This is a genomic window from Mycobacterium sp., assembly GCF_049683935.1.
Taxonomy (GTDB): Bacteria; Actinomycetota; Actinomycetes; order Mycobacteriales; family Mycobacteriaceae; genus Mycobacterium.
This window is the reverse complement of record NZ_JBAUJR010000443.1, coordinates 1-10,307: the sequence shown is the minus strand read 5'-3', so window position 1 is coordinate 10,307 and position 10,307 is coordinate 1. Positions and strand designations below refer to the sequence as shown.

The following is a 10,307-nucleotide window of genomic DNA, read 5'->3' as shown; positions in this document are numbered from 1 at the left end:
TCAAGCTCAGCACGCCGACCGTCACCGCGGTGAGAGCTCTATGACCGCGACCATCGACCGACCGTCGGGCCCCGTCTCGGTGGTGGCACCCGACCCCGTGGTGCGCTGGCTTGCCGTCGTCGCGCTCGCGCTCGGTGGATTCGGCATCGGAACCACCGAGTTCGTGGCGATGGGCCTGCTCCCCGACATCGCGAGCAGCCTCGGCGTATCCGAACCGGTAGCAGGACATGTCATCTCGGCCTACGCCCTCGGCGTGGTGGTGGGTGCACCGCTGATCGCCTCGATCACCGCGCGGATGGCCCGCCGCACCCTGTTGCTCGGCCTGATCGCACTGTTCACCGTCGGCAACCTGGCCAGCATGCTGGCCCCGTCCTACGAGACGCTGATCGCGGCCCGGTTCCTCGCCGGCCTGCCGCACGGCGCCTACTTCGGTGTCGCCGCGCTCGTGGCCGCCCACCTGATGGGTCCGCAGAACCGCGCCAAGGCCGTCGCGCACGTGATGTCCGGGCTGACGATCGCGACCGTGCTCGGCGTGCCGATGGCCTCCTGGCTCGGTCAATCGCTGGGCTGGCGGGCCGCTTTCGGCCTGGTCGTCGCCATCGGAATCGTCACCGTGACCGCACTGTGGTTCTGGCTCCCGTTCCAGTTGCGCTTCATGCCGACCACCAGTCCGCTGGCCGAACTGGGCGCACTGCGCCGCACCCAGGTGTGGCTGGCGCTACTCGTCGGCATGATCGGCTTCGGCGGCATGTTCGCCGTCTACACCTACATCACCACGACGATGACCGACGTCGCCGGCCTGTCGCGCGGACTGGTCCCGTTGGCTCTCATGGTGTTCGGTCTGGGCATGGTCGTCGGCAACGTGGTGGGCGGACGACTGGCCGACCGGTCGGTGATCCGCGCACTGTATCTGTCGATGGGTGCACTGAGCGTCGTCCTCGCGGTCTTCGTCGTCGCGGCTCACTACCCGTGGACGGCACTGGTGCTGCTGTTCGGCATCGGCGCATCGGGTTCGGCGGTCGCACCCGCACTGCAGACCAGGCTGATGGACGTCGCCCGCGACGCGCAGACGCTCGCGGCTGCGCTGAACCACTCGGCGCTCAACATCGGCAACGCCACCGGCGCGATGGTCGGCGGCCTGGTCATCGGTGCGGGCCTCGGTTACACCGCCCCCGCGGCCGCAGGTGCACTACTCGCGCTGGCAGGACTTCTGGTACTGACGATCTCTGTTCTGCTGCAACGACGTTCGGATCGCGTCGTCAACCCGTGAGCGTCATCATGCGACCGTACGGAGCACCTCGAGCACATTGGTGAGCAGCGCCGACGCACGGGCGCTGGGGTAGGCCGCGAGCAGGTCGATGGTGTTCGACAGCGGCAACAACGGGCGATAGCAGACCCCGGTGATGTCGAGTTCCGCGGTGGGTTCCGGTACCACCGCCACACCCAACCCCGCCGCCACCAGGGTCACCAGCGTGGAAGTCTCCTCGACCTCGTGACGGATGCGCGGCGTGAACCCGGCGTCGGTGCACAGTGCGGTGACGAGCGCGCTCATCCGGGAGCGGCCCCGACCGGCATGGCCGATGAAATCCTCGTCGCGGAGTTCGGTGATGCTCAGTTCGTCACGCGAAGTACACGGATGACCCACAGGGAGGGCGACCAGAAGACGGTCCTTCCGGATCGACTCGACGGTGATGTCGGCGTCGGTGACGGGGGGACGGAGCAGTCCCAAGTCGATCTCGCCGGTGTGCAGTGCGACCAGTTGCGCGGGAGCGAGCATCTCACCTCGCACACTGAGGTCGACGTTCGGCAGCGACTTGCGCAACGCGCGCACCAGTTGGGGCAGCAGCGAGTACGTGGCGGACCCCACACAGCCGATGACCAGGCGCCCCTCCGCGCCCGCGGCGACCCTGCGGGCCTGCTCGCCGGCATCGTCGACGGATTCCAGGATCTGCACCGTTCGGTCGAGGAAGGCCCTGCCCGCCGCGGTCAGTTCGACACTGCGGGTCGTGCGGGTCAGCAGGGTGACCTGCAACTCCCGCTCGAGCTGGCGGATCTGTTGCGACAACGGCGGCTGCGCCATGTGCAACCGCTCCGCGGCCCGTCCGAAATGGAGCTCTTCGGCGACCGCGCGGAAGTACCGCAGGTGGCGCAACTCCACGGCCCCTCCTATAGAGACGTCACAGATGTCAATCCAGGTGTTTTGAGTATTTCACAATATCGCCGTGCCGATCTACCGTCGAGGCATGGACGTCGTGATCTGCAATCCCCTACGCACCCCGGTAGGACGGATGGGCGGAGCCCTGGCGACGCTGACGGCTGCCGACCTCGCCACCGCCACTCTGCGCGCGCTCATCGACCGGACCGGACTCACCGAAGGTGATGTCGACGACGTGGTGCTCGGAACCGGTTACCCCAACGGCGAAGCGCCCGCACTCGGTCGCGTCGCGGCGTTGGACGCCGGTCTCGGCACCGGGGTTCCCGGGTTGCAGATCGACCGACGGTGCGGTTCTGGTCTCCAGGCCGTGCTCTACGCCGCCGGACAGGTGGCCACGGGCGCGGCCGATGTCGTCGTCGCCGGAGGCGCGGAGTCGATGTCCAATGTCGAGCACTACGCGCTTGGCCTCCGTACCGGCGTCCGCCAGGGTGGCATCACTCTCGCCGATCGCCTCGATCGGGCGCGCGAAACAGCCGGCGGTGCTTCGTATCCCATCGGCGGCGGCATGATCGAGACCGCGGAGAACCTGCGTCGCCAGTACGGCATCTCCCGCGCGGATCAGGACGAGTTGTCCGTGCGGTCACATCAAAGGGCGATCGCCGCACACGACGCGGGCCGTTTCACCGACGAACTGGTCCCGGTGACAGTGCCCGGAACACGCGGCAGGGCGGACGTCATCGTCGACCGCGACGAGCATCCCCGGGCCGATGTCGACATCAACAAGCTTGCAGGTTTGCGTGCCGTCCGGGCCAGGATCGACACCGACGCCACTGTCACCGCGGGTAACGCCTCCGGCCAGAATGACGGCGCCGCACTGTGTGTCGTCGCCACCGCGAGCCACGCCGACAGGTTGGGGTTGACCCCGATGTTGACGCTGCGCTCCTGGGCGGTGACCGGTTGCCGGCCGGAGACGATGGGCATCGGGCCGGTCAGCGCCACCGCGGCCGCGCTGCACCGCGCCGGACTCACGCTCGACGACATCGATCTGATCGAACTCAATGAGGCGTTCGCCGCGCAGGTGCTGGCGGTGCTCGCGGAGTGGAAGGTCGATCCGCTCGACGATCGGTTGAACCCCAACGGATCCGGGATCTCGCTGGGCCATCCAGTCGGAGCGACCGGCGCCCGGATCCTCGCCACGGCTGCCCACGAGGCCCGCCGGCGCGGTGCGCGCACCGTCCTGGAGACGATGTGCATCGGCGGCGGGCAGGGACTGGCCGCCATCTTCGAGGTGACCCGATGAGCGCGGTCGAGGTGCACTCCGTCGTCACCGGACCCACGGACGCGCCGGTGGTGGTGTTGTCGAACTCGCTGGGTTCGACCCACAGGATGTGGGACGCCCAGATCCAGGAATTGCAGCAGCATTTCCGGGTCGTGCGCTACGACACCAGAGGACACGGCGACTCCCCCGTGCCCGCCGGACCGTACTCGATCGACGACCTTGCCGACGACCTCGTCGCGCTGCTCGACCGACTCGCGGTGACGCGGGCGCACATGGTGGGCCTGTCCCTCGGCGGGATGACGGTCATGCGGGTGGCCGCACGCAACCCCGACCGGGTGGCGCGGATCGCGCTGCTGTGCACCGGGGCGCAACTCCCGCCGGCGAGCGCCTGGACGGAGCGGGCAGCCACGGTGCGCGCACAGGGCAGTCAAGCCGTGGCCGACGCCGTTCTCGACCGCTGGTTCACCCCGGCGTACCTCGACGCCCACCCGGAGACGGTCCACAGGTACCACCAGATGATCGCAGCCACCCCCGCCGAAGGATATGCCGCCTGCTGTGAGGCCATCGCGAAACTCGATCTGCGCGAGCAGCTTTCCACCATCACCGCACCGACCCTGGCCATCGCCGGCGAGAACGACCCGGCCACCCCCGTCGCCAAGCTCGAGGAGATCACCGCCGCCATCCCCGGGGCACGCCTGCTGACGGTGCCGCACGCCGCCCACCTGGCCAACGCCGAACAGCCCGACATCATCACCGCCGCCCTCATCGAACACCTGGAGCAGCAATGACTTTGAACAAGATCGTGAGCTCGCCCGCAGAGGCGGTGTCCGACATCCCCGACGGCGCCAGCCTGGCCGTCGGCGGATTCGGACTTGCCGGGATCCCCTGGTTTCTCATCGAAGCGCTGCTCGAGCAGGGGGCAGGCGATCTGACGATCGTCAGCAACAACTGCGGTGTCGACGGCGGCGGGCTGGGTCTGCTGCTGGAGGCGCACAGGATCACCCGCGTCATCGCCTCCTACGTCGGCGAGAACAAGGAATTCGCACGGCAATACCTGGCCGGCGAGTTGACCGTCGAACTGACACCGCAGGGCACGCTGGCGGAGAGACTGCGCGCCGGCGGCAGCGGGATCGGCGCGTTCTTCACCCCGACCGGGGTCGGCACACTGGTCTCCGATGGCGGCCTGCCGTGGCGGTACCACCCCGACGGGAGCGTGGCGCTCGCGTCCCCGCCGAAAGAGGTGCGGACGTTCGGCGGCCGGCCGATGCTGCTCGAGGAGTCGATCGTCACCGATTACGCCCTGGTGCGGGCCGCGGTCGCCGACAAAGCCGGAAACTGCGTCTTCCACGCGGCCGCCCGGAACTTCAATCCCCCCGCCGCCATGGCCGGCCGGCTCACCGTCGTCGAGGCGGAGAGGGTGGTCGAGGTCGGCGACCTGCACCCCGACGAGGTCCATCTGCCGGGCATCTTCGTCCAGCGCGTGGTGGAACTGACGCCGGAACAGGCTTCGCGCAAGGGAATCGAGAAGCGTACGACCCGGCCGCGCCCGGCCGATCATCAGCAGGAGGTTGTGTCATGAGTTGGACCCGCGATCAGATGGCCGCCCGCGCGGCGCTGGAACTGCGTGACGGTGACTACGTCAACCTCGGGATCGGCCTGCCGACCCTGATCCCGGACCACCTGCCGGACGGATCCGACGTCACCCTGCACGCCGAGAACGGCATCCTCGGGGTCGGTCCGTTTCCGTATGACGACGAGGTGGACCCGGATCTGGTGAACGCGGGCAAGCAGACCGTCTCGGTGGTCGACGGCGCGTCGTACTTCGACTCGGCGACCAGCTTCGCGATGATCCGCGGCGGCCACGTCGACGTCGCGGTGCTGGGCGGCATGCAGGTGGCCGCCAACGGAGATCTGGCCAACTGGATGGTGCCCGGTTCGATGGTCAAGGGCATGGGTGGCGCGATGGACCTCGTCAGCGGTGCGGAGCGGGTCATCGTGCTCATGGACCACGTGTCGAAATCCGGTGCTGCCAAACTGGTTCTGCGGTGCGATCTTCCGCTGACCGGCAAGGCCGTGGTCAACCGGGTCATCACCGATCTGGGGGTGTTCGACATCACCGGCACCGGGTTCGCCGTCGTCGATCTCGCCGACGGCGTGGCTTTCGAGGACGTCGTCGACAAGACCGCCGCTCCCGTCACCGACGACCGTCAGCGACGCAGCGCCGCGAGTTCCGATCGGGATCGCACGCCGAGCTTGGCGTAGACGCGGGGTAGGCAGCCGAGCTCAGCGCTCGGAATCCAGCGCAGCCATGTGCGCTGCGGGATAGCGGTCACCCGCTACCGCATCAACCGGCACGGCCGCCTCGATCTGCGCCAACTGCTCTGCAGTCAGCTGCACGTCCACCGCGCCGAGCGCCTCGGCCAACCGAGTCCGGGTGCGCGAGCCGACCAGCGGCACGACGTCGGCGCCTCTCGAGTCCACCCAGGCGATCGCCGCCTGCGCCACCGACACCCCGAGCTGGTCGGCAACCGCGCGCAGCGTTTCGACCAATGCCAGGTTGCCGTCCAGGTTGGCCTCGGCGAAACGCGGACTCGCAGTGCGGAAATCACCGGGGCCGCCGCTGGATTTTGTCCAGTGTCCGCCGATCAGTCCGCGCGCGAGCACACCGTAGGCGGTCACCCCGATTCCCAGATCCCGGCAGGTGCCGAGGATGTCGCGCTCGACGCCGCGTGTCATCAGCGAGTATTCGATCTGCAGGTCGCTGATCGACCTGACCGATGCCGCGCGACGGATCGTCTCCGATCCGACCTCCGACAACCCGATGTGCCGCACGTACCCGGCGTCGACGAGATCACCGATCGCGCCGATGGTGTCCTCGATGGGCACCGCAGGATCGAGTCTCGCGGGCCGGTAGACATCGATGTAGTCGGTGCCGAGGCGCTGCAGCGAGTACGCCGCAGCGGTTTTCAGCGCGGCCGGCCGGGCGTCGTATCCGACCCAGGCACCCGCCGGGTCGATCTGGGCACCGAACTTCACGCTGAGTTGGTAGGTCTCGCGGGCAACCGGCCGCAGCGCCTCGGCGAGCAGCAGTTCGTTGTGCCCCATCGCATAGAAGTCACCGGTGTCGAGAACCGTGATCCCCGCGTCGAGTGCCGCGCGCACGGTGGCGATGCACTCGTCGCGGTCGGATTCACCGCAGGCCCCCGACATCCCCATGCATCCGAGGCCGATGGCCGAAGTGGTCAGATTTCCGATCGTCTTGGTTCGCATGAGACCAGCGTGGGACCAAACGCGCAGGGCTACCAGGATCCGCGGAGGCAGGGATCGGCAGTCCTACCCAGAACCTCGCGCACTGAACGACAATGACCGGATGGATCGTGAAGCGCTGGCCGAGTTCCTCCGGCGCCGCCGAGAGACGTTGAAACCGGCGGACGTCGGCCTACCGGTGGGTTTTCGCCGCCGGACGGTCGGACTCCGGCGCGAGGAGGTGGCACAGCTGACGGGGATGTCGGTCGACTACTACGGCAGGTTGGAACAGTCACGAGGGCCGCAGCCGTCACCGCAGATGTTGCGGGCACTGGCGCGGGCGCTGCGCATGACCGACGACGAGTCCGATCACCTCTACCGACTGGCCGGCCACGCCGTCCCGGACCGCATCGGGCATTCGGTCCACGTGCGGCCGGCGATGCTGTTCGTGCTCGACCAGTTGCGTGACGCCGCCGCGTTCGTCTGTTCGGACACCGACGTGGTCCTTGCGCAGAACGAGCTCGCCCGACTGCTGATGAGCGCGTTGCCTGTTGTGCCTGAGGCCGGCGTCCGCGCCAGCATGAGTTGGCAGTGGTTCACGGATCCGCGCTCGCGGCAGTCCGCGCCACCAGAACACCACGACCAGCTGAGCCGGACGATGGTGGCAGACCTGCGGGCGGCCTGGGCCCGTCGCCCCAATGACGCCGACATGCGTGAACTCGTCGACGGACTGCTCGCACGCAGCCGCGAATTCGCCGAACTCTGGGCACGCCACGAAGTGGCCACCCGCCGTATGCAACGCAAGTCGTTCCTGACGAGGGTCGGGCAGATCACCCTGGACTGCGAGGTGCTGGCGACAACCGACGGCCAGCGGCTGGTGATCCTCACTCCACCCGCCGGTTCGACCGCACTGGAGGACCTGCGTCTGCTCGCCGTCGTCGGGGACGAGGTTGTCGAGCCTGCTCTCGGGTCCAGCCCGGACGCCGCCCGCGGCCCCGGTGACCGCGTAGTCTGAGCCGCTGATGACCGTCTCAGTCGCCGAGTTGCACGTCGCAGACCCGGTGGAAGCCTGGTCACGCGCCGGGTTCAGCGTCGACCCTGATGCCGTCTGCCGGGTCGGCAGCGTGCGGGTCAGGCTGGCCGGGCGTGATCGCTGGACCGGCCTCACCGGGTGGTCGTTGTCCGGCCTGCCGACGGGTGACGACGTCGACACCGTCGACGGCGTTCCGACGACCACGTCCCCAGCCGTCCCTCCAAACCCGGCCACGCACCCCAACGGTGTCACCGCGATCGACCACGTCGTCTTGATGTCACCTGACCTGGGCCGGACAGTCGAATCGCTGGCCGCCATCGGTGTACATCCCCGGCGGGAACGCGACGGCGAGATCGGTGGGCGGCCGATCCGGCAGATCTTCTTCCGCCTCGGGGAGGTGATCGTCGAGGTGGTCGGTGCACCGGGTGCCGCCGGCGCGGGACCGTCCACTCTGTGGGGGATCACCTATGTCGTCGAGGACATCGATGCCACCGCGACGTTCTTCGGTGACCTGACGGCGCCGGTCAAGGACGCGGTGCAGCCGGGACGCCGGATCACCACGCTGCGCCATCAGCAGCTCGGGATGTCGGTCCGGACGGCGATGATCTCCGCGAGTCGCTGAACAGACTGCTCGCCCCGTTGCCTATCCTCGGCGCATGAGCGAACGCGAAGACCGCGGCCCTGTCTTCGACGGCATCCGGATCGGCAGACCTGCGACCGGCGCGCTCATCGACGCCGGCTACCGCTCTCTGGCGGATCTGCCGACGGACCTCGACGGGCTGCTCCCCCTTCATGGCGTTGGACCGAAGGCCGTCCAGATGCTCCGGCAGGCACGGGCGGACTGAGCTCATGAGCGACGATGTCGTGGTCATCCACACCGACGGCGGGTGCCGACCCAATCCCGGGCCCGGCGGCTGGGGCGCAGTGCTGCGCCAGCGACAGCACATCCGCGAGATGTGTGGTGGCGAGCCGGGCGAGACCAGCAACAACCGGATGGAGTTGACCGCGCCGATCATGGCGCTCGAGGCGCTCACCCGACCTGTGGTGGTGCACCTCTACACCGACAGCACCTATGTACGGAACGGCATCACCAAGTGGGTGCTCGGATGGGAACGCAACGGCTGGAAGACCGCAGCGCGTCAGCCGGTGAAGAACGTCGACCTGTGGAAGCGGCTCCAGATCGCCTGCGCGCGACACCAAGTGGAGTGGTTCTGGGTCAAGGGACACTCAGGTGTCGCGGACAACGAGTTGGCCGACATCCTGGCGACCCGGGGAATGCAGGAGGCGATCGATGCGTCAGCTCTCCACGCATCGATGACCCGCCTCGATTGATCAGGGCTGGACGAACGACGACGCCGCGGACACACTGACCCCATGCCGACCGTATACAAGAACTCCAGCGGTCAACGAGCGGTACGGCAATGGTGTTCAGAAGCTTTGGCGCGAGCAGATTTTCCGCTTACCAGTGCGACCGTGGACTCCAGCGTCGGCCGAGTGGAACTCACCTCCGCCGGCGCCGGCCGGCCGCGGGTCGTCATGGTGCCCGGCACCGGCTTCAACGCTGCGGTCGCTCTGCCGTGGCTACAGGCACTGTCGGTCCGCTGGGCGACAACAGTGGTCGATCTACCAGGTCAGCCCGGACTCAGCGATCCGCGTCGACCTCGCCGGGGCCGGCTGGCCTGGTATGGCCGCGTGCTGGATGAGGTCTTGGCGGCCATCGATGCCGACGGGGTTGTGCTGCTGGGCAATTCACTGGGCGCAGCTGTGGCGCTGGCCGCCAACTCGCCTCGGATAGCGGCGCGGGCGCTGGTCTCACCCGCCGGCTTCATCCGCCTCAGAATGGACCCGGAACTGGCACTGGCTTCGGCTCTTTGGCTGCTCCGTCCCACAGCCGAAAGCACCAGACGCATGCTGCGGTCGTTCGTCGCCCCCGGCGATGATCCGCCGGAGGCCGAGGTCGAGTGGATGACCCTCGCGGCACGTTGTTGCCGCACGACTCTGGCGCCTCCGCCTCTGCCCGCCGAACTTCTGGCCCGTCGCGCCGAGCGGCCGTGTGCCGTTGGGGTCGGGGAACATGACCGATTCCTCCCGCCGAGTCGGCTCGTCCCGGCGGTGCGCCGAATCATGGATGTCGATGTTCGGGTCCTCTCCGGGATGGGACATCTGACCACCCCGGCTGACCTCGACCAGGTGGTGTCGCTGGTGGCTGCGGTCATCGATCACGGCTGAGCCCACGGCGTCAGACGCACGCTTTAGCCCACACCATCCGGTGGAGGTACACGATTCAAAGTGCCTGTCCGTCAGGCTGCTTGGTTGTCGGGTGGTGCGGGTCCGCCGGGTTCGCTGGTGTGGTCGCTCGGTTGGGGGTCGATTTGTTCGGGGGTGATCGGTTCGGGGTCGGGCTGCTCGGCAAAAACGGGCGCGAGGCCGATCGGGTCCGACGCGATCGGTTCGGCGTCGCCGGGTTGGGGTTCGGGCATTTCGGGTTCGTCTGGTGGGCGTAGTAGGGCTTCGGGGCGGTGGTAGTAGTTGATTCGGGTTTGGCCGGTGTCCAGTGGTGGTGGTGGGGTCCATTCGACTTCGTGGCGGTCGTT

Annotated in this window: 12 protein-coding genes and 1 pseudogene; 10 read left to right on the top strand and 3 right to left on the bottom strand. The window is 68.2% G+C overall.

The annotated features are described in order from the left end of the window. Positions 1-40 precede the first annotated feature (40 nt). A complete protein-coding gene (locus WA965_RS24870) occupies positions 41-1,270 on the top strand; it encodes an MFS transporter (RefSeq protein ID WP_526295380.1) in 1,230 nt (409 codons plus the stop codon). 6 nt (positions 1,271-1,276) lie between these two features. On the opposite strand, the gene WA965_RS24865 is transcribed toward WA965_RS24870, so the two are convergent. Then, positions 1,277-2,158: a LysR family substrate-binding domain-containing protein gene (locus WA965_RS24865; RefSeq protein ID WP_526295382.1), complete on the bottom strand. Its 882-nt coding sequence runs from the start codon at positions 2,156-2,158 to the stop codon at positions 1,277-1,279. An 85-nt stretch (positions 2,159-2,243) separates the two neighbouring features. Here WA965_RS24865 and WA965_RS24860 point away from each other — a divergent pair, with 85 nt between their 5' ends. The 4 genes from WA965_RS24860 to WA965_RS24845 are packed head-to-tail and all read left to right on the top strand — an operon-like array spanning position 2,244 to position 5,696. Then, entirely contained in the window at positions 2,244-3,455 is a 1,212-nt protein-coding gene (locus WA965_RS24860) for a thiolase family protein (RefSeq protein WP_526295384.1), read from the top strand. Continuing rightward, positions 3,452-4,222, top strand: coding sequence for a 3-oxoadipate enol-lactonase (pcaD, locus tag WA965_RS24855; RefSeq protein WP_526295386.1), 771 nt, complete (start codon positions 3,452-3,454; stop codon positions 4,220-4,222). Before WA965_RS24860 ends, pcaD begins: the two co-directional genes overlap by 4 nt. After that, a complete protein-coding gene (locus WA965_RS24850) occupies positions 4,219-5,013 on the top strand; it encodes a CoA transferase subunit A (RefSeq protein ID WP_526295388.1) in 795 nt (264 codons plus the stop codon). Before pcaD ends, WA965_RS24850 begins: the two co-directional genes overlap by 4 nt. Continuing rightward, positions 5,010-5,696: a 3-oxoacid CoA-transferase subunit B gene (locus WA965_RS24845; RefSeq protein ID WP_526295390.1), complete on the top strand. Its 687-nt coding sequence runs from the start codon at positions 5,010-5,012 to the stop codon at positions 5,694-5,696. Before WA965_RS24850 ends, WA965_RS24845 begins: the two co-directional genes overlap by 4 nt. A gap of 21 nt (positions 5,697-5,717) precedes the next feature. Here WA965_RS24845 and WA965_RS24840 read toward each other — a convergent pair whose 3' ends face one another. Further along, positions 5,718-6,704, bottom strand: a complete 987-nt coding sequence (locus WA965_RS24840) for an aldo/keto reductase (RefSeq protein ID WP_526448172.1) — start codon at positions 6,702-6,704, stop codon at positions 5,718-5,720. Between the two features lie 100 nt (positions 6,705-6,804). Between WA965_RS24840 and WA965_RS24835 the strand changes: the two genes are divergently transcribed. The 5 genes from WA965_RS24835 (at position 6,805) to WA965_RS24815 (ending at position 9,942) form a co-directional block, all read left to right on the top strand. Then, entirely contained in the window at positions 6,805-7,695 is an 891-nt protein-coding gene (locus WA965_RS24835; protein ID WP_526295394.1) for a helix-turn-helix domain-containing protein, read from the top strand. Positions 7,696-7,702: 7 nt separating this feature from the next. After that, the gene (locus WA965_RS24830) at positions 7,703-8,335 is read left to right on the top strand and encodes a glyoxalase (protein ID WP_526295395.1); all 633 of its coding nucleotides are present in this window, start codon (positions 7,703-7,705) and stop codon (positions 8,333-8,335) included. A 34-nt stretch (positions 8,336-8,369) separates the two neighbouring features. Next, entirely contained in the window at positions 8,370-8,558 is a 189-nt protein-coding gene (locus WA965_RS24825) for a helix-hairpin-helix domain-containing protein (protein WP_526295397.1), read from the top strand. A gap of 4 nt (positions 8,559-8,562) precedes the next feature. Continuing rightward, positions 8,563-9,045 (top strand): ribonuclease HI, encoded by a 483-nt coding sequence (rnhA, locus tag WA965_RS24820; protein WP_526295399.1) that lies wholly within the window; start codon positions 8,563-8,565, stop codon positions 9,043-9,045. A 141-nt stretch (positions 9,046-9,186) separates the two neighbouring features. Continuing rightward, a complete protein-coding gene (locus WA965_RS24815; RefSeq protein WP_526295401.1) occupies positions 9,187-9,942 on the top strand; it encodes an alpha/beta fold hydrolase in 756 nt (251 codons plus the stop codon). Between the two features lie 71 nt (positions 9,943-10,013). Here the strand turns inward: WA965_RS24815 and WA965_RS24810 are convergent. Then, positions 10,014-10,307 (bottom strand): annotated as a pseudogene (locus tag WA965_RS24810) (HNH endonuclease signature motif containing protein); the annotation flags it as partial.

Bases quoted from the DNA above. Each gene is read 5' to 3' on its own strand.
- WA965_RS24870 (WP_526295380.1), top strand. From the start codon at position 41: ATGACCGCGACCATCGACCGACCGTCGGGCCCCGTCTCGGTGGTGGCA.
- WA965_RS24860 (WP_526295384.1), top strand. From the start codon at position 2,244: ATGGACGTCGTGATCTGCAATCCCCTACGCACCCCGGTAGGACGGATG.
- pcaD (WP_526295386.1), top strand. From the start codon at position 3,452: ATGAGCGCGGTCGAGGTGCACTCCGTCGTCACCGGACCCACGGACGCG.
- WA965_RS24850 (WP_526295388.1), top strand. From the start codon at position 4,219: ATGACTTTGAACAAGATCGTGAGCTCGCCCGCAGAGGCGGTGTCCGAC.
- WA965_RS24845 (WP_526295390.1), top strand. From the start codon at position 5,010: ATGAGTTGGACCCGCGATCAGATGGCCGCCCGCGCGGCGCTGGAACTG.
- WA965_RS24840 (WP_526448172.1), bottom strand. From the start codon at position 6,704: ATGCGAACCAAGACGATCGGAAATCTGACCACTTCGGCCATCGGCCTC.
- WA965_RS24835 (WP_526295394.1), top strand. From the start codon at position 6,805: ATGGATCGTGAAGCGCTGGCCGAGTTCCTCCGGCGCCGCCGAGAGACG.
- WA965_RS24830 (WP_526295395.1), top strand. From the start codon at position 7,703: ATGACCGTCTCAGTCGCCGAGTTGCACGTCGCAGACCCGGTGGAAGCC.
- WA965_RS24825 (WP_526295397.1), top strand. From the start codon at position 8,370: ATGAGCGAACGCGAAGACCGCGGCCCTGTCTTCGACGGCATCCGGATC.
- rnhA (WP_526295399.1), top strand. From the start codon at position 8,563: ATGAGCGACGATGTCGTGGTCATCCACACCGACGGCGGGTGCCGACCC.